Annotated in this window: 16 protein-coding genes; 3 read left to right on the top strand and 13 right to left on the bottom strand. The window is 59.6% G+C overall.

What is annotated here, in order from left to right; translation table 11 throughout:
• Window positions 1-19: 19 nt before the first annotated feature.
• Both NFR19_RS02390 and NFR19_RS02385 read right to left on the bottom strand, forming a co-directional pair.
• A complete protein-coding gene (locus tag NFR19_RS02390; protein ID WP_251212186.1) occupies window positions 20-847 on the bottom strand; it encodes a 4Fe-4S dicluster domain-containing protein in 828 nt (275 codons plus the stop codon).
• Entirely contained in the window at window positions 847-3,480 is a 2,634-nt protein-coding gene (locus NFR19_RS02385; RefSeq protein WP_251212185.1) for a molybdopterin-dependent oxidoreductase, read from the bottom strand. Before NFR19_RS02385 ends, NFR19_RS02390 begins: the two co-directional genes overlap by 1 nt.
• 219 nt (window positions 3,481-3,699) lie before the next feature.
• Between NFR19_RS02385 and NFR19_RS02380 the strand changes: the two genes are divergently transcribed.
• Complete coding sequence (locus NFR19_RS02380) at window positions 3,700-5,196, top strand: helix-turn-helix domain-containing protein (protein WP_251212184.1); 1,497 nt, start codon at window positions 3,700-3,702, stop codon at window positions 5,194-5,196.
• A gap of 39 nt (window positions 5,197-5,235) precedes the next feature.
• Here the strand turns inward: NFR19_RS02380 and NFR19_RS02375 are convergent, their stop codons facing one another.
• Window positions 5,236-6,222, bottom strand: coding sequence for an ion transporter (locus NFR19_RS02375; protein ID WP_251212183.1), 987 nt, complete (start codon window positions 6,220-6,222; stop codon window positions 5,236-5,238).
• Window positions 6,223-6,345: 123 nt separating this feature from the next.
• On the opposite strand from NFR19_RS02375, the gene NFR19_RS02370 reads away from it, so the two are divergent.
• Together NFR19_RS02370 and NFR19_RS02365 are read left to right on the top strand one after the other, a co-directional pair.
• Complete coding sequence (locus tag NFR19_RS02370; RefSeq protein ID WP_251212182.1) at window positions 6,346-7,053, top strand: ABC transporter ATP-binding protein; 708 nt, start codon at window positions 6,346-6,348, stop codon at window positions 7,051-7,053.
• The gene (locus tag NFR19_RS02365; protein WP_251212181.1) at window positions 7,047-7,901 is read left to right on the top strand and encodes a hypothetical protein; all 855 of its coding nucleotides are present in this window, start codon (window positions 7,047-7,049) and stop codon (window positions 7,899-7,901) included. Before NFR19_RS02370 ends, NFR19_RS02365 begins: the two co-directional genes overlap by 7 nt.
• Window positions 7,902-7,916: 15 nt before the next feature.
• Here the strand turns inward: NFR19_RS02365 and NFR19_RS02360 are convergent, their stop codons facing one another.
• The 10 genes from NFR19_RS02360 to NFR19_RS02315 all read right to left on the bottom strand — a co-directional run bounded on the left by NFR19_RS02360 (window position 7,917) and on the right by NFR19_RS02315 (window position 17,610).
• Window positions 7,917-8,837: a sensor histidine kinase gene (locus NFR19_RS02360; RefSeq protein ID WP_251212180.1), complete on the bottom strand. Its 921-nt coding sequence runs from the start codon at window positions 8,835-8,837 to the stop codon at window positions 7,917-7,919.
• Between the two features lie 31 nt (window positions 8,838-8,868).
• Entirely contained in the window at window positions 8,869-9,792 is a 924-nt protein-coding gene (locus NFR19_RS02355; RefSeq protein WP_251212179.1) for a hypothetical protein, read from the bottom strand.
• Complete coding sequence (locus NFR19_RS02350) at window positions 9,786-10,706, bottom strand: ATP-binding cassette domain-containing protein (protein WP_251212178.1); 921 nt, start codon at window positions 10,704-10,706, stop codon at window positions 9,786-9,788. Before NFR19_RS02350 ends, NFR19_RS02355 begins: the two co-directional genes overlap by 7 nt.
• 97 nt (window positions 10,707-10,803) lie before the next feature.
• Window positions 10,804-11,523, bottom strand: coding sequence for a response regulator transcription factor (locus tag NFR19_RS02345; RefSeq protein ID WP_251212177.1), 720 nt, complete (start codon window positions 11,521-11,523; stop codon window positions 10,804-10,806).
• Window positions 11,520-12,773: a chloride channel protein gene (locus NFR19_RS02340; RefSeq protein ID WP_251212176.1), complete on the bottom strand. Its 1,254-nt coding sequence runs from the start codon at window positions 12,771-12,773 to the stop codon at window positions 11,520-11,522. Before NFR19_RS02340 ends, NFR19_RS02345 begins: the two co-directional genes overlap by 4 nt.
• A 93-nt stretch (window positions 12,774-12,866) precedes the next feature.
• Window positions 12,867-13,130 carry a hypothetical protein gene (locus tag NFR19_RS02335; protein ID WP_251212175.1) on the bottom strand — a complete coding sequence of 88 codons (264 nt, stop codon included), beginning with the start codon at window positions 13,128-13,130 and terminating at the stop codon, window positions 12,867-12,869.
• Complete coding sequence (locus tag NFR19_RS02330; RefSeq protein WP_251212174.1) at window positions 13,087-14,355, bottom strand: Y-family DNA polymerase; 1,269 nt, start codon at window positions 14,353-14,355, stop codon at window positions 13,087-13,089. The genes NFR19_RS02335 and NFR19_RS02330 overlap by 44 nt, the downstream gene beginning before the upstream one ends.
• 42 nt (window positions 14,356-14,397) lie before the next feature.
• The gene (locus NFR19_RS02325) at window positions 14,398-15,744 is read right to left on the bottom strand and encodes a DUF2252 domain-containing protein (protein WP_251212173.1); all 1,347 of its coding nucleotides are present in this window, start codon (window positions 15,742-15,744) and stop codon (window positions 14,398-14,400) included.
• Between the two features lie 150 nt (window positions 15,745-15,894).
• Window positions 15,895-16,824: a SufB/SufD family protein gene (locus NFR19_RS02320; protein WP_251212172.1), complete on the bottom strand. Its 930-nt coding sequence runs from the start codon at window positions 16,822-16,824 to the stop codon at window positions 15,895-15,897.
• A 12-nt stretch (window positions 16,825-16,836) separates the two neighbouring features.
• Window positions 16,837-17,610: an ABC transporter ATP-binding protein gene (locus NFR19_RS02315; RefSeq protein ID WP_251212171.1), complete on the bottom strand. Its 774-nt coding sequence runs from the start codon at window positions 17,608-17,610 to the stop codon at window positions 16,837-16,839.
• Window positions 17,611-17,644: the final 34 nt, after the last annotated feature.

Genomic DNA, 17,644 nt, shown 5'->3' with positions numbered 1-17,644 from the left:
CCCGCCGATGCGATACCGATCATTTGCGAACAGGGACCCTGAAAAACGGGAGCTCGGGGATAGCGTGGTCCCCCTCTGTGACATCCGCATCAACGGCCTGATCGAGGTATCCTTCCTTTTTGAGCCACAGACGATACGAATCAGGCGCAACATCCTCGAACCAGATATCGCCGAACTCATCCGTTTCAGCCGTCATGACCACCGCGTCATCGCTTATGCGCTGCAGCAAGCCAGTCGCACCCTCCACCACCTCATCGGCATCCAGATCGACCACGGTAGCCGCCACGAAGCGCTTCGGCTTGTTCAGATAGTAGACGCGCGGCACAGTGCCGAAATCAGCGCCCAACACCTCAGCATCCTTCAACTCATCGCCGAAATCAGCTTCCTCACCGAAGCGGAGCGCCCCAGTGCAGCATGCGTCAACGCAGCGGGGAGCGTCCCAACCGTCATCAAGCAGATGCGCGCACCCCGTGCATTTCTGGGGGATCTGAAGCTCCTCGTTCCAATAGATGTGGCCATACGGACACGACGCTACGATATCCTTCTGACCCTTCGCCTCTTCGGGATCGATGACCACGAGGCCATCGGCGCGCTTGTGCACCGCAGGATGCCCCTTCATGCACGGCGCCTCATCGCAATGGTTGCATTGGACGGGCAAGTAGTTCACGCGTACATGGGGAACCTTGCCGCACACCTCTTCTTCCACTTTGCACCAGAACTGGCCCGTGTCAGGCTGCGGCATCGCATAGGGCAGCCACTCGTTGTCGACATGCTCATCTTTGCAAGCTATCTGGCAGTTGTGGCAGCCATTGCACTTTTCAAGATCGTACACGAATACTTTCATCATCAGCTCCTCTTGCACGTCTCATCTGCGATCCACGCAGATACGCGCAGACCGTCTTCGGGTTGGTATTCACGGGAGAACTCCTCGGGGTACTGAGCCGCCAGAGCCTCCACGTCCACCTTCCTCACGTTCACCAGAAAGCCGTTCGTGGCTTCGGAGAGCGTGTTCTCCGAAGCGGTGGCGAGGGGGCAGATGAGATTGTTGGCACCGCCTCGATCGAGGCCACCCTTCCCACGGACGATGGCATCAACGCGCGCTCCATGATCCTGATAGACCGAGCCCGGCATGATCCGCTCGGTGACGATAGCGCCTCCGAGCACGCTGCCGCGTTCGTTATAGACGCTCACCACATCGCCATCGCTGATGCCGAGCTTTCCCGCGTCCACCGGATTCAGCCACACCGGCTCATAGAGATAGCCATCCGGCCCCTTGACCTTGCACGTGGATATCTCCCGGAGCCATGTGATATCGTCGTGTTCTGAATGGACTCTCCAACGCGGGTGGTTCGTTACCATCAAGAACGGATATTCCTGCGCGCGGGCGCATGAGAGGCGCTCTTTGAGGTCGTCGGATTCCTCGATCCAGTGAGGCACGACCGGGCGGGTCTTGTCGTCGGGGAAGAAATCCGCGAGCCCGGTGGAATAGATCTCTATCTTTCCTGTAGGAGTTTGCATGGGCTGCGAAGCGAAATCCTCATACCAGGCCGCGAGGGCGACCGGGTCGTCTTCCCATCCTTCAGCGGTCGGCGCAAGGCACAGCTTCTTCTCAGCGAATTCCTCATACGTCATGAGCGACGGATCGACGTTCGCGCTCTCGAACCCCGCCTTGATCCATTCGTCAACATCCATGCCCTTCGTGTAGCGCTCGACCAGATTCTCGTATATGCCGCCGAACCTCTCGAGCTTCTTGGCCACCTCGATCGCGCACTCCCAGTCGGACTTCGACTCGCCGATGGGGTCGATGCAGTGGTCTTGGATGTACATCATGTTGTACTGGCCCGTCCAGTTATCAACAGCGATATCCTTTTCTTCGAACATGGTGTTGACCGGCAGGATGAGATCGGCGAACACCGCATCATTCTCGAACCACGGATGCTGCATGATGATCGTTTCGATGCGCTCGTTGCGCAGAGCATCCTGCATAGCATTGCCACAGTTCCAACACGTCGTCCAGCTGGGTGAGTCGGACATGATCATATGGATATACGGCGCGTCATCGAGCGGCCACTCGAACGGGATGAACTGGTCGCCGCGCGGGGCAGTGCACACACCATGACCATGCCAGCGGAGCTTCTCGCCCTCGGGCAGCGTGAGCGCCTGCGGGATCATGGTCTTAGGGATGAAAGACGGATGCCCATCCAACAGTTCCATCCATCCGTGATAGGCGCCCGGCACTTCGAAGTACTTCTCAGAGCGCGGCATGGGATTCCACTCCGCAAAGCCGAACTGGCCGAACTCGATGAGATGGAGCTGACCGACTCCGGGACGCCCGATGCCCTGCATGGCGAGCAAGACCACCTCGAGCCGCGCCGGCTCAGCAGAGAACGGAGACCGGATCATTCCGCCACCATCGGCATGCGCGATGGATACTGCGTGCGTCGCCCAGTACCGCGCGAACGCCTTGATGGTATAACTCGGCACACCACACTTGGATTCAGCCCATTTCGGCGTCTTCGGTACACCATCCTCGCCTCCGAGCACGTAGCGCTCGAACCAATCGAACCCGATGGTATGAGTCTCAAGATAATCCCGATAATAGGTGCCTTCAGTGATCCACACATATGCGATAGCCAGTTGCAGTGCAGCGTCCGTATTTGGCAACACCGGTATCCATTTGCCCTTATGCGCCGCACCGGTATAGTTCAGATCGGGCGAGATGAAGAACGACCTCAACCCCAAATCCTCCAAAAAATACGCCATGCGACTCGGCTGCTCGCCGCCCCAGCCCCACGGCGTTGTCTCAAGATCGCAACCCCAATACAGGACCGCATCACCGTGCTCGGCGATATCCTTGAAAAGGTTGCGCTGGTTGACCTGCATACCCACCGGCTCGTTGCCCCAGATATGCTTTCCGCCCCAATACCAGCCTTCCCAGCTGTCCGGTTGGCGCGATTGCAGGGTATAACCGCCTACCAAGTCGAGCATGGTGGCCTGCGCTCCATGCGGAGCATGTACCACCTTCGTCTCGCCATGCCCATCAGCTTGGCAGAGGATGGCATACGGGCCGTATTCGTCATGAATGCGCTTGATCTCCTTGGCGATAATATCGGTCGCCTCATCCCAGGAGATGTACTCGAACTTCGAGGCACCACGATTCTGCGTGTTACGCTCGCCAGTCGGATCCCAATCAACACGCTTCATGGGACGCAGGATGCGATTGGGCGAATAGATGCGCTTCTTGTAGCTGAGCGAAAGCGGCGGAAGCATCGTCTTCTCGCCGGGCTCGAACGATCGGCCACGCGCTTCTATCTTCCACGGCCGACGCTGCTCACTGCTCGATACATCATCGAAGTGCAGCGGACGGATGCGAAGGATCTTGCCATCCTTCACATCCACGCATGCCGTATTAGCACTGCACGCGAACGCGGACCAGGAGATTCCCCTGAAGACGGTGTCTCCCCTTGTCTTCCCCTCCATAAGCTCCCCTCTCATTCCATGGAACGAATCAAGATCCGTGACGGGATGTCACGGACACAGCCGTTCCCCTCTAGGCTGAGAGCATACGGTGAGCTGCGGAGAGCTCATATAATCTATGGGGTAGATATCGCTTTTACGACTTTTAGTTTATAGGCATCATGCCGCGTTGATAGTTGTATATACACGAGGTTCAAGCACTACCCGAGAATGAGGTGCACCATGGAGCGAGGTGGTCTCTTCCCCGCAAGAATGCTCGGCTTCGGCTTTTATTGGGCGTGGCTCTTCCTTACCTGTGTGAGCCCTTCTCTTATCGCCGACGAAAGATATGTGATCGGCTTGCCCCTTGAGGCAACCGAGTTGTTCGTGCGCCTTGTGTTCGTCATCGTCATCGTCGTTACTGCTCGCGCTCTCTCGCCTGCTCTCATGGAGCGGATTCTCTTCCTCATATCCCTCATCGCGGGAGCTGTGGCTTCGCTTATGCTCATATCCGGCACTGAGGGGCTCTCCATTCCCATGATCATCTGTATGGGTGCCGCCGACGCATCCATGTTCATGCTGTGGCTCTGCTTCTTCGGCAACGACCGCGTCGGTGAAGTCGCGGTATTCTTGGCCGCTTCCTATGCGCTCGGGGCTGCCATCACCATCGTAGTGAGCTTCATGCCGGAGCAGATGACCCGCACGTGCGCCGTGCTACTGCCGCTCCTTTCCTGCATCTCATTCAAGCTCTCAGCTGCTCGCTACGCCACAGCGCCCGACAGCAGCTACAAGACACCCCTTACCGGCGATGCCTTTCCCTTCAGGCTCTTCCCCTCCATCGGGCGGTTGTGCGGCGCTATCGCCCTGTATGCGCTCATCTTCGGAATGATGACCTCGACGTTGTTCGCGAACGGCATCGAGGTGCTTCTCATAGGCCCCGCCATCGAGGCGCCCTGCTGCTTATTCCTCGGCGTCATCCTCGCCCTCCTCTTCTGGAAAGCCAAAGACATCCAGGCGGTATACCGGGGCTATCGGATCGCGCCTTTGCTGCTCGTCGCAGGCATCGTGCTCTTCCTCATCCCTGACGCGCACATCCTCACCGGCGCGAGCGCGCTGGTGATGCTCGGGTATCTGCTCTTCGAGATGCTCGCCCTCAACGACCTCTGCAACGACGTCAAGCTGTACTCCCTTTCGCCTCTGGAGGTGTTCGGGGTCATCCGCATCGCGATCACCTGCGGTATGGTCATAGGATGGCTCATCGGCACCGCATCTCCCATAGCAGCTCCCCTCTTGCCACCCCTTTCCTTGATCGTGACTATCGGCGCTCCCGCCGTTATCGTTGCCTCCACTCTCCTATTCACCGAAAAAGAAGTGTTCGCGGTGCGCTCAGCTACCTATGAGAGGATCGACATCGAGAAAGAGCGGGCAAGCGACCACGCTGGCCTCTCCGAAAAGAAAACCGCCATCCTCCAAGAAGCATCAGCGATAGAAAGCGAGCTCGTGCGCTCGTTCGGCACGGATTGGAAGCTCTCGAAGCGCGAGATGGAGGTGCTTCCGCTGCTCCTCCAAGGCAAGACAGCCGTTTACATATCCGAACAGCTCTACATCGCACCTGGCACCACGAAGACCCACATCTACAATATCTATCAGAAGCTCGGCATCCACACCAAGATGGAACTACTGGATATGTTCGCATCGTATCGCGATTCCTTTGAGCACGACGATGATGCGGCAGAATAGGCCCTTGGTGTGATCTGTGCGACGCCCATCGGCACCGATCTACAAGCGCGACTCGCTCTCACCCTCCGGGATGGCCCGATCCATCCGCTCATGCTCATCTACGCGATGGCGCTCGCTCCCTTTTCCGTCGTCGGAGCGCGTGTGGGAACGCTCGCGCGCTTCCGGCTCGCGCTGGATCCTTCGGTTGCTCGCATTTTGGAACTCAGCGACGAAGCCCGCCGAAAAGATGCCGCCTGGGATCGCTACGAGCGCAACCGAAAGAAACATGATGAATGAGCCCACGATGCGCCCGAGCGGCGTGATGGGAACCAGATCGCCATACCCGGTTGCCGTGATCGTAGTAACAGCCCAGTAAATGCCCGAGAGCAAGTTGTTGAATCGATCGGGCTGAGCGGGGTGCTCGATCTCGTACATGATGACGCTCGATACCACGATGAGAAGCGCGATCACCAAAAACGATGCAACGATCTCATGTCGCCGCTTCTCCAGCACACGTCCGATAGTGCGCAGCCCGCGCATATAGCGCGATATCTTCACGAGGCGCACCAAGCGCACCACGTTCACCAGCGTGCGCAGCGCGGGCGTCATGGGAACGAACCAGGCGACCACATTGGGTGCGAACGACAAGAGGTCGATGATGCCCAGCGGGGAGATGAGGTAGCGCAGACGCGCGCGGGCTCGCGTGCAGTCACCGAACGCAAGATCGGCTATCCAGATGCGCACGAGGTACTCGATGAAAAAGCAGACCGTAGAGAACGTGTAGAAAGCGACGATCACGTTCGAGGTGATGGGGTCAAGACCTGGCTGCGCTGATACGAAGACCACAATGGCGTTGAGCACGATCAACACGAACAGCGCATACCCGATGATGCGCGCTGGCAGATGCGCGCGCGTCACATCTTCAAGCGCATAGAACGCCTGGCGCTTCAACTCGGAAGCATCGGCGAGCTTAACGCGACGCGAGGCGCGCTCTGCTCGGCGGGCAGACGACTCCTTGCGTACGGTATTCTTGCGCTCGTTCGGCATCGCAGAGAAAGCCTTTCTCGGCACTGGGGATGCGTGCCATTATAGGCCATGTGTCGGGCGTTCTTTGGTCGCAAGGCGCATCCGTGGGATAATAGGGAAGCACGTCAACGAAACGAGGACACCATGGATGAAAGCTTGCCAGTGCTCGAGTGCATCGGGCTGACGAAGTCGTATGGGGCGGCCCCCGCGCTGCGCGATGTTTGCATGCAAGTGCCACGCGGACGCATTGTAGGCCTGCTCGGTCCTAATGGGTCGGGCAAGACCACGCTCATGAAGCTCATCAGCGGCCTGCTGCAGCCAACCTGCGGCCAGATCCGCATCTGCGGCCTTACTCCTGGCCCACAGAGCAAGGCCATCGTGTCGTATCTCCCCGAGCGCACATATTTGGCACCTTCTATGAAAGTGGCTGCGGCGCTCGATTATTTCGCTGACTTCTACGCCGATTTCGACCGCGCAGCCGCTCTAGATATGCTGACGCGCTTGGGCGTGGGCACCGCGCAACCCATGTCCGCCCTCTCCAAAGGCACCAAAGAAAAAGTGCAACTAGTACTGGTCATGGCACGACGCGCTTCGTTGTATCTGCTCGACGAACCGATCGGCGGCGTTGATCCAGCGGCACGCGACTACATCCTCGACACCATCATCAGCAACTACCACCGCGATGCCAGCGTCATCATATCCACTCACCTGGTGGCCGACGTCGAGCACGTCCTCGATGATTTTGTCTTTTTGCGCGGAGGCATCGTTGAACGATGCGCACCGGTATCCTTCGCTGCCGAAGCGGGATATGCCAGCCTTGACGACCTGTTCCGGAAGGAGTTCCGATGCTAGAGAAGCTCTTTCGCACTGACTTCAAGGCGCTCAGCCGGATCCTGCTGCCCCTGCATTTGGTTGTCGTTGGCATTGGAGTGCTTGCGACCTTCGCCGGATTCGCTGGCTATAGCCTCGAAGGGTTAGACGAGCTCTTCGGGGCGGCGGGCGATCAGATCGTCACCCTGCTCAGCGGCCTTGCTGCGCTGTTCTTGGCATTGAGCATGTTCTTGCTCTTCTGCGCATGCGTGACCACGTTCGTCGTGGTGGTAGTGCGCTTCTACCGCAATCTGTTCAGCGACGAAGGGTATCTCACGCTCACCTTGCCAGTCACCGCAGGCCAGCTGGTAACGGCCAAAGTGTTGGCAGGATTGCTTTGGATGGTCATCGATGCACTGGTGGTGCTCGGGTGCGTAGCAACCCTATCCGCAGGTGCAGAAGGTTTCACCGGCGATATGAGCTTGAATTCCTCCCTGCCTGCATGGCTCCTAGGATTATCCACCAATGGGCTCGCCTCTCTCGGAGAAGACAGCATTACCGTTTTGGTACTGATGCGCTGGTGGGCTCAGACCATCTTGCAGATGCTCTTCGCGCTGCTCGTGGCTTATCTCAGCTTCGCGCTTGGAGCCGCTCTGGCAAGACAGCATAAGGTGGCGGCGGGCGTTGGGCTTTTCATCGGCATCTGGTGGGTCTACGGGATGGTGGTTGGCGCCATCGACATCTTCCTCGTCATCATGATGGCCTATGTCTCTACCGACCTCATCATGGGCGCTATGAGCGCTGCGAGCGCACTGATCCAACTTGGTGCCGTATGCGGGTGTTGGGCGCTCTGCGTCTTCCTGCTGAAGCATCGCGTGAACCTCACCTGAGACGCTCGCTCACGCTCAACGGGAAACGCCGCGCCCCGCATCTAAAGTAGCATCGGGAAACCGCATGATCATGCGGAACGCGCCCTGATCGGCTTGGGCGGTCACTTGAATGCCCATCGCATCGCAAAGCTCGCGCACCACCGCCAAGCCCAACCCTGCACCCGCGGTGCCACGCGCGGTATCCAAGCGATAGAAACGCTCGAAGATGCGCGTAACATCAAGAGCAGCAGCGTCCCCGACCGGGTTCTCGAATACGAGACGATGCCCCTCTTGGATGATCGAAGGCGCGCCTGCTGCATGAGCAAGTTGATTCTGAACGATGTTCTGGAACACGCGGGTGAGCGCATCCGAGTCAGCTGGCACGCAGAGGCTGTCCTCAAGGCTGACATGCGACTGCCATCCGCGCGCCTCGAACTGAGGAACCGCGCTCGCCAAGACCCCTTCCAAGAGCGAGACCACCTCGACCGAATCAGTGCGCAGAGTTCGATCGGGGTCGGTTGTGCGCATGTACGAGAAGAGCTGATCGAGCAGGTGTTGCATGGCATCCAATCGCTCGGAGGCCATACGCAGATCGGCGCGCTGACGTGTAACGTCCTCTTCGCTTTGGGCAAGCTGCACATATCCCTTCGCACCTGCAAGCGGCGTGCGGATATCGTGCGAAAGGCTGGCGAGGTCGCGCTGGAACGCCTTCTGCTGCGAGAGCATAGCGCGCTTTTCCTGCGCAGAGGCATCCATCAAAGCGTTGATCGCCTGCGCGATGCGCGTGAACCCCCCTCCGGGAAGCGTCGTGGTCAGCCGCTCGTTGCTAGCAGGATCGCGATCGGTCAAAAACCGCGCCATGCGCTCAAGCTCGCGCCGATGGAGCACTACCACCGCACCAGCCAATGCCACGCACAGAGCAGCAGCGATCCATCCCAGCACCATCAACCCTCCCACCTTCGCTCCCGCCAGCTTGCAAACCGTGGCCCTAGCTTATATCCTTGCGTCGACACACGGCAAACACCACCGCGATGCACGCGCTGATGAACAACCCTTCAACGAGCAGTATATGCCACGCTGGCAGCATCCAAGCAGGCACCAGCGCTGGATCGGAAACGAGCAGCGTGGCAGCGCCGCTTCCCAACAGCTCGCCCATACCGCTGGGCAGCCACGCGTGCACCTGCCCAAGCCACGGCATTGCAGGCGCGAACGAATCGCAGAGCATCAGCACGATGCTGCCCACAAGCCCTGAGCAGATCAGCACCACCACCGTGGTCGTTCCCCAATTGCTGCGCGTCAACCAGGCCACGCAACAACCGATGAACGCATACACGCTGGAGAACAGCCACCCCAAAGCTAACCAGAGCGCTATCTGGGTCGGCGTGTCGGCTACTTGATAGGTGAACCCATACACGGCAAACCCTATCGTCGTCGTCAAGGTGCACAAGGCAAGGAATATCGCCTGCAACAAAGCCGCGAACAGGAGCTTCTCACCGTAGTAGGCACGACGACCCGCACGACCCATCGGTACGTTCTTCACGAAACCGCCCTCGAAATCAGCGAGCAAGAATTGCGTGATCACCAGTGCCCCGATCAGGCCCAAGAACCCACCAGAGAGAAACGCCTGCGCCCACGTGTGGGTCAAGCTGAGCATCACCTTACCATCGAGCAGCGCCGCCGCGTCCATCTCTTCTTGCATCTCAGCATCCATCTCGGCGCGCTCAGCGGGGCTCATCTGACCGTCTGCTTGCTCGTAGGCAGCCTGTGATACCACGTGCGAGAACTCAGGGCTCGCAACCCACGCGATCATGGCAGCTTCGGCAAAGCACACGATGATCGTGATGGCGACCAACGCCCAGAAGAAGCGACTGCGCACCAATCGGTAGAGATCGGATTTCAATAGGTTCAGCATGAAGGCGCCTCCTTATCCATCAGTGCTACGAAATATTCCTCCATATCGCGCTCGATCTCGGACAGCTCGAGCACCGAAGGTTCCTGCGCGTGGAGCACCTGCGCTATTGCCTCTGCGTCAAAGGTGCCGGTGATGCACAGGGAACGATCGGGATCGACGCGCGCCGCTATGTGCGGGAAGGCCTCCTGAAGCGCCACCAGCGTCAATTCGGGCGCTGAGGTGCGCACGCGAAGGCTGTGGCCGCATTCCTCCTTGACCTCCTGCGCGCTCATCTCGCGCACCATCCGACCTCCCGAGATAACGCCATAGCGCGTTACCATGCGATCGAGCTGGTCGAGCACATGAGAGCTCACCACGACCGTAACGCCGAAGGTCTCGTTCAGGCGCATGATGAGGCTGCGTATGTCGCGCGTACCCTCTGGATCGAGGCCGTTGAACGGCTCGTCCAAAAGCAGAAGATCGGGCGATCCGAGCAGCGCAAGCCCGATGCCCAAACGCTGCTTCATGCCTTGGGAGAACCGTTTCGTGCGCTTGCGTCCTACTGCGGAAAGCCCTACCAAGCGCATGATCTCTTGGCACCGATCGCGCGCATCCGGAAACCCGAGCGCCAGCGCTCGCGCCATCAAGGTATCGAATGCCGATGAGGCGGGCAGCAAACCGGGAGCCTCTATGAGCGCACCGATGCGGCGTCGACACGCATCACCGTCCGCCGCCACATCTTCACCGAACAACGCTATCGTACCCGCCGTGGGAGCCACCAGGCCCATCACCATCTTCATGACAGTTGATTTGCCCGCGCCGTTCTTTCCCACGAAGCCGTACACATCGCCTTGCTGCACGTGCATATCGAAACGATCCACCACGCAACGGCCGCCATACGCTTTGGTAAGCCCGCACGTTTGAAGAACGTACATCCCGCACCTCTTCCTTCCTTATCTTGTCGGCCGCACCGACACCCATGCCATACCTCTGAGTATGGCCGCCAACAGTGCAGAAAGGCTCGGATAATCGTTAAGAAACCTTTAAGGAATCCGCAGCATCGAATTTGAAACCGATGCCCCAGACCGTCTGGATGTACTCGGCCGTGCCCGTGGGTTTGAGCTTCGCGCGCAAATTGGATATGTGGGCGTTCACGGTACTGCTCTGCGCTTGATAGGGTTCTCCCTGCGCATGCTCGAAGAGCTGCTGTTTGGTGAAAACACGGCCAGGATGCGACGCCAGCAACTCAGCCATGTTGAACTCGGTACGCGTGAGCGCTACCGCGCGTCCATCGACCGAAAGCGTGTGAGCTGCCCGGTCTATCACCCAGCGCCCAGCACGTATCGCATCATGCGCCGCTGCAAACGCCGTAGCGCCTCGCCGACGCAGCTGTACCTGCACCCGCGCCGCCAATTCGTCCAAATCGAACGGCTTTCCCAGGTAATCGTCGGCGCCCATCCCCAACAGCGCAACCTTATCCGCTGCTGATGCCTTCGCCGAGATGACGATGACCGACACGTCGCACTGGGCGTCACGGAGCGAGCGCACCACGTCCTCGCCCATCATGCCGGGCAGCATCAAGTCGCAGATAACCAGATCGACGGGGCGCTGATCAAGGAGAAGGCGCGCCTCGGTGCCCGAGAACGCAGCGGTCACCGACAAGCCCTCGCGCTGCAAGCGACGCACGACCACTTCGTTGATGGCCGCATCGTCTTCCACCACCAGAACCGTCGGGAGCGCTGCGTCCCTCATTTTCCCAACCACGCTTTCGGAACGGGCAACACCGACCCGAGTACAGCAGCCACCAGCAGCACGAGGCCTCCCTTCACCGGAAACACCAAGAACAGCAGCAACGCCGTTAGGATGGGTTGGCGCATCACGGTACCCATCAGCGCCCCCGCAACAGCGCAGAGCGCGAAGACCGCATCGACGCCAGTGAGCGCTGCCAGCCCATAGCCGAGCGAGATGCCAGCGAAGATGAGCGGAAAGAAATGGCCGCCGCGATAACCCAGGTTCAAACAGAGTTGCGTCGTGAACACCTTCGCGCATCCCGTAGCGATCAGAAGAGGTGCGGCGAACGTGGTCCAGCTTTGTGCCAGCTGATCGGTTTGCGCTTCCCCGGCGAACAGAACGAATGGCAACGCCACCCCCATGCATCCGAGTACCAATCCAGCGATAGTTGGCCCCAGCACCACCTTGCCCTCAAGCCGCTTCGCCACCATGCGAAAGAACGCGCCGAAGGGAAAGTACAACCACCCGACCGCAGCACCCGCAAGCGCAAGCGGTATGCCCCACAGAAGCTCAGCGTACCCGATATTGATACCGGAGAAGTGCGGCAACCCACCAGCCGCACCGAACACCTGCCCGAGCGCCTCCATCGCCGCCAACGCTCCCGCCACGGCAAGCACGTAGACCGCCCATTTGCGCGCACGAGGTACCCGCAAAGCAAGGTCGCTCACGGGACTGCCCTCCGAATCATCCGCCGCGCCCACCAGCGGCACCACCATGCCGAACAGCGGCGTTGAGAACAGCGCCGAGACGACCGCTGCCGTACCCGCTTCGGCCAGCTGGCGCATCTCAGCGCCCATGAAACGCAGCCGGTCTCCCACCCAGGTGCACAATCCTGCTATCACACCGGTCAAACCTGCCTCAGGGCCAATGGAGCCGCCGAACAACAACGGCAAGAGAGCACCGAAAAACGAGGCGCCCACATGGTCATATTCGTAGCGACCATGCTCTTTCACCTGCGCCATGACGGTATTCATGTCCTGCGGATACGCGCCGAAGCGCTTGGCGAACAGCCCGATGACCACCCCGCCAAGCGTGCAGAATACGATCGGATACGCTACCGCGGGCAGTCCCGCCTGCGCTAACGCCGCTGGCACTGCGTTCCAAAGAAGGTTGATGCCCGCATCCATCAGGAAGAAGAACGCCCACACGAACGCACCCGCGAAGGCGCCGAAGACGACGGTGCCTACCATGAACACGATGCGATTGGCCACGCTCTTCCTCTCTTTCGATCGAATGCCCTGCCCGCACCTATGATATCCGTTACGCTCGAAACGCGCAGGCGGCTCCCATACAGACTCCCGCTCTCAACAGGGATCCTCCGGCTCGGTGAAATCGCGCGACGCCGAGGCTTTTCGTATCTGCTGCGCTACCAGATCCTCGTAGCCTTTCAACGCCGCGAACGGCTTGAACTGCTTGGCCCGATCGGGATGCGGCTTTCCCAAGATAGTGCGCTCGGGATACGCCGATACCAACACGGGCATGCCATATTCCTCTCGGCTGCTCCCGAAGCTCTGCGCACTGCCCTCATGCATGATGCCCTCCAACTTGATGCGCGCGCTCGCGCCCACGCGCCTTCTCCTTGAGCGATGTGCCCCGCATCACCGCATCTTTGCCGAACTTGCGCTTGATGGCCAAAAGCGTCTCTTGCCGCGCCCGCTCATCGTGCTCGGCTTCCGCATCGGCAAACAGATCGGCTGTAGCGTACCCCTCGGGCATAAGGTGCCCGAATGCCACATTCATGCGCCTGATGGGGCGATGGGGGTCCGTAATCTCGCAGAAGAGCTCATCCATGAACGCCATCAGCTTATCGAAGGAATTAGTATGGCCGGAAAGCGTGCGGCTCGCGTTCGCGTGGGTTGCAGCACCCTCGTCTTTCCCGTATCCCACATGCAAACTGGCATGACCGGCAACGACGCGCTTCTCCACCAGATCGAGCACCGTTTCATCCACCATCTCGCGCAGGATCATGCGCGCCTCGTCGAACGTGTAATCGCACGGGAGCACCTGCCCGTTGCCCACCGAAGTTGCCTGCGGCTCATAGGCATGTATCTCGGCGATAGTGCACGGCTCCACACCCCACGCGTGATCGATCAGGTATTCCGCGTTCGCACCGAACTCCCGATACAACAGGTCAACGTTGGCATGCGCAAGACCATGCAGATCCTCAATGCCGTAGGTGCGCAACCGCTCAGCGATATGGCTGCCGATCTGCCAAATATCGGTGATCGGACGATGCGGCCACACCTGCTGGCGAAAGGTTCGCGCATCGAGCATGCCGATACCATCCTCGGCATGCTTGGCCGTTATATCCAAAGCCACCTTCGCCAAGAACAGATTCGATCCGATGCCCGCGGTGGCGGTAATGCCCGTTTCGCGCAGCACCTCATCGCGCAGCATGCTCACCAACTCTTTCGCTGACATGTGGTAGAGCGTGAGATATGGGGTCAGGTCCATGAAGCACTCGTCGATAGAGTACACATGCAAGTCCTGCGCGCTGATATGGTTCAAGTAAAGCCCGACAATGCGCGCAGAATACTGCATGTATAGCTTCATGCGGGGCTTTGCTTTGGTATAGCGAATGCCCTTCGGTATCTGAAAGACACGACAACGACCGGGGATGCCCAGCGCCTTCAAAGCGGGCGATACCGCCAAGCAGATGGTTTTCTCCCCGCGCGCGGGATCAGCCACCACCAAGCGCGCCTTGAGCGGGTCGAGCCCGCGCTCAACGCATTCCACGCTTGCGTAGAAGCTCTTCAGATCGATGCAGCAATATGTTCGCTCGTGCTCTTCCATACCCCGATGGTAGCACATGATGCGAACAAATGTACTTTTATCCTACGAGATATCGAGGCTCTTCAAGAACACCTGATAATCCTCTTCGTTTTGCCGTGCGTAGGCGCGCGCAAAATCAGCGATGGCGTTGTCGAAGGTGTCAGCCGCACCTATATAGGCCGCGATGGCACCCCGATCGCCCGAACGCGCATGAGCGCGAGCCAACGTCCATCCGCACAGCTGCGCCACCATCTCGATCTGTGATGCGCTCGCCTTCGCGTAGTCGATGCTCATCTTCCAATTCCAAAGCTGGCGCACATAGTAATCGCGCACCGTACCATCATCTGCCGTAAGGCGCGCCCAACCGAGGAAGCGGTCCGGTGTTGACTGCATGAGCCGCTGCCCGCAGATCACGCGCTGGCCGCTGTTCGGAAAAGCGCTCGCCCCGCAGAACGGCTCGAGCACCGAGGCGCGCGCTTGCTTCATCTGAAGCACCAGCGGATGCCCCGTCTGCTTGTCGGTCAGCGCGGCAACCCAAGCCCGCATTCCCACGCTACCAACACCAACCACCTTCATAGCACCATCCAAGAATCGGTATTGGTCGAACAGATGCAGATACTCAGGAGGAAGGCTCGCGCGGTAGCTCACCAAGAGCGCCTCCATGGCATCCCGCAAGCGCTTTGCGCCATCGCCTGAGAAGAACTGCTCCAAAGGCACGATGGACGGCGGATCGTACACCATCTTCGGTACGCCATCGCTCACACGAACAAGCCGCTCGAAAGCGGTGGCGTTATTCTTGCCATACGCTGCCTCCAACTGCCGGGCGATGGCCTTGCGATCGGAACCGCGCACGGTCTTGCGCACCTGCCGCAGGGTATCGTTCAAGTCGATATAGCGCCGCCATACCGCCAGCGCGCTTCGCTGAGCGAACTCTCGCATCGCCTCACGGTAGCTCTTCACAGCGCCCTTCACCGCACGGCGACGCCACCGGTGTCCGAACCCGCGCTGACGCCCGCATATCTCCACGCTGGTCGCCATGCGCTTCACGTCCCACTCCCAGGGCCCCGGCAACGTCTCATCGAAATCGTTGATATCGAAGACCAGATGCGATTCAAGCGAACGGAAGCCGCCGAAGTTGGCGATATGCGCATCCCCGCAGAGCTGTACCGATATGCCGGTGGTGGGCAACGTGGCAAGGTCTGCCGCCATGAGAGCAGCGCTACCGCGGTAAAAGGCGAACGGCGACGCCGCCATGCGAGCATGACGCAACGGGAGCAACTCCGAAAGCCGCCCTTGCTCCTGGTCGCTCAGAATGCTGAGCACCTCTTCACGCCCGGGCTTCACCGCCCATGCGCCTTGCTGGCTGCGCGGCAGCTTTTCGCGCAGTGCCTTCCCTTGCGCCTTATCCACGAGCACCTCCGATCGTCATCGGTTCCATGGTAGGCGCTCACCGGCGCGAGCGCACCGACCGGAACCGATCCGTTGCCCACACTGAACCTTTGCTGAACCTGTCTACCGATCGCAGATGCGCTGCACGCGCGAGCGCTTCACTCGCTCCGATCAATTCAAGAAGTCGTTCAGGATCTCCTGCTCGGCTTCCTCCTCGGTCAACCCCAGCGTTTCCAGCTTCACGATCTGGTCGCCCGCGATCTTGCCGATGGCCGCCTCATGCACCAGCACCGCATCTTCGCTGGCAGCCTCAATACCGGGAATGGCCTTCACCTTAGCGTTGCCCATGATGATGGCATCGCACTGCACATGCCCACGGCATGCCGCCTGCCCGATCACGAGCGGATTGAATACCTGAACGGAATCATCTTGGGCCACCGAGCGCGATATCACCTGCACCGATGAACCATCTCCGGTCAGTTCCACTTTCATGTTCGATTCAGCCGTCTGATGCCCGTGCGTCAGCAGCTTTTCCGTCAACACCAAGCGCGCATCGGGCCCAAGCGTTGCGTTCGTGTCGCGAATGGTGGAGGTGACGCCGCCGATCTGCGTGAGCTCCATCTCGCAAACCGCGCCTTCATCCATATGCACATTGGTCGTAGGGTTCAGAATGCGATCGCCCTCGCCGCTGCCCTCGCCGTAGTGTTTTTCCACATAGACCACGCGACTGTTCGCCCCACAGTAGAACGTGTGAATGCCGTCATGCTGGGCAGCCGCATGCCCATCGTTGTGAATGCCGCATCCCGCGATGATGCGCACATCGCAGTCCTCGCCGATATAGAACGTGTTGTACACCACGTCCTTGAGCCCCGCCTGCGTGACGATAACGGGGATGAACACCGTCTCGTTCTTGGTGCCGGGCGCGATCCTGATATCGATGCCCGGCTCGCCGGTCTTCGTGGCGATCTCGATGTTCGCCGACGAATGGCGCTCTACCAGCTCGCCGTCGCGGCGGATGTTGAACGCACCTTCTGGCATGCCATGCAAGCCAGCTATCTGGGATAACAGGTCTAACTCAGCCTGGGTCAATTCTTCTGCCATAGGTATCGTCTCCTAGCACGTGGTGGGAATCTCGGTAAGATGCAGCTCGGTAGGCTCTGTCAAAGGACAACCATCCGACCCGCGCGTGGACAGCGCCAAACGCGGCATCATCTCGGCGGGCGTGCCAGCATCGGCCACCCGTCCTTCGCGCAGCAGCACGATCTCGTCAGCAAGTTGGATGATGCGCTCTTGGTGCGAGATGATGACGATGGAGCGCCCATCGCGCGCTTCATGAATGTCGCGGAACGTCTCGGTCAGACGATCGAAGCTCCACAGATCGATGCCCGCTTCGGGTTCATCATAAATGGCAAGCTTTGGATCGCGCGCCAGAATGGTGGCGATCTCTATGCGCTTCACCTCGCCGCCCGAAAGCGACTTATCCACTTCGCGCGTGAGATAGCTGGCCGAGCAGAGCCCCACTTTGCGCAGGTACTCATTGCAGGCCAACATGGGCAGTTTGCGCCCTGCGGCAAGGTCGAGCAGCTTCTTCACCGTCATGCCCTTGAAGCGGGCTGGCTGCTGGAATGCATACCCTATCCCGAGCCGCGCCCGCTCGGTGATGCCGGTCTGCGTGATGTCGGTGCCGTCGAAGAGTATCTGCCCGCTCGTGGGCTTCTCGATGCCCATGATCAACTTTGCCAGCGTTGATTTGCCGCCACCATTCGGGCCCGTGATGACCGTGAGGCGGTCGTCAGGAATGGAAAGCGACAGCTCGTCAATGATGCGCTTCGGTGCGCCGCCATCGGGCGCGGGCACTTCAAACACAAGGTCTTTCAACTCTAACATGGAACGCCCTTTCTCTATTTTGAGCGCATTGTAT

The organism is Adlercreutzia murintestinalis (assembly GCF_943192905.1).
GTDB lineage: Bacteria > Actinomycetota > Coriobacteriia > Coriobacteriales > Eggerthellaceae > Adlercreutzia_A > Adlercreutzia_A murintestinalis.
The sequence above is the reverse complement of the archived record's forward strand: the minus strand, read 5'-3'. Positions and strand labels throughout refer to the sequence as shown.

What these genes read in the sequence shown, in the direction of transcription:
- NFR19_RS02390 (WP_251212186.1), bottom strand. Translation starts at nt 847, where the DNA reads ATGATGAAAGTATTCGTGTACGATCTTGAAAAGTGCAATGGCTGCCAC.
- NFR19_RS02385 (WP_251212185.1), bottom strand. Translation starts at nt 3,480, where the DNA reads ATGGAGGGGAAGACAAGGGGAGACACCGTCTTCAGGGGAATCTCCTGG.
- NFR19_RS02380 (WP_251212184.1), top strand. Translation starts at nt 3,700, where the DNA reads ATGGAGCGAGGTGGTCTCTTCCCCGCAAGAATGCTCGGCTTCGGCTTT.
- NFR19_RS02375 (WP_251212183.1), bottom strand. Translation starts at nt 6,222, where the DNA reads ATGCCGAACGAGCGCAAGAATACCGTACGCAAGGAGTCGTCTGCCCGC.
- NFR19_RS02370 (WP_251212182.1), top strand. Translation starts at nt 6,346, where the DNA reads ATGGATGAAAGCTTGCCAGTGCTCGAGTGCATCGGGCTGACGAAGTCG.
- NFR19_RS02365 (WP_251212181.1), top strand. Translation starts at nt 7,047, where the DNA reads ATGCTAGAGAAGCTCTTTCGCACTGACTTCAAGGCGCTCAGCCGGATC.
- NFR19_RS02355 (WP_251212179.1), bottom strand. Translation starts at nt 9,792, where the DNA reads ATGCTGAACCTATTGAAATCCGATCTCTACCGATTGGTGCGCAGTCGC.
- NFR19_RS02350 (WP_251212178.1), bottom strand. Translation starts at nt 10,706, where the DNA reads ATGTACGTTCTTCAAACGTGCGGGCTTACCAAAGCGTATGGCGGCCGT.
- NFR19_RS02345 (WP_251212177.1), bottom strand. Translation starts at nt 11,523, where the DNA reads ATGAGGGACGCAGCGCTCCCGACGGTTCTGGTGGTGGAAGACGATGCG.
- NFR19_RS02330 (WP_251212174.1), bottom strand. Translation starts at nt 14,355, where the DNA reads ATGGAAGAGCACGAGCGAACATATTGCTGCATCGATCTGAAGAGCTTC.
- NFR19_RS02320 (WP_251212172.1), bottom strand. Translation starts at nt 16,824, where the DNA reads ATGGCAGAAGAATTGACCCAGGCTGAGTTAGACCTGTTATCCCAGATA.
- NFR19_RS02315 (WP_251212171.1), bottom strand. Translation starts at nt 17,610, where the DNA reads ATGTTAGAGTTGAAAGACCTTGTGTTTGAAGTGCCCGCGCCCGATGGC.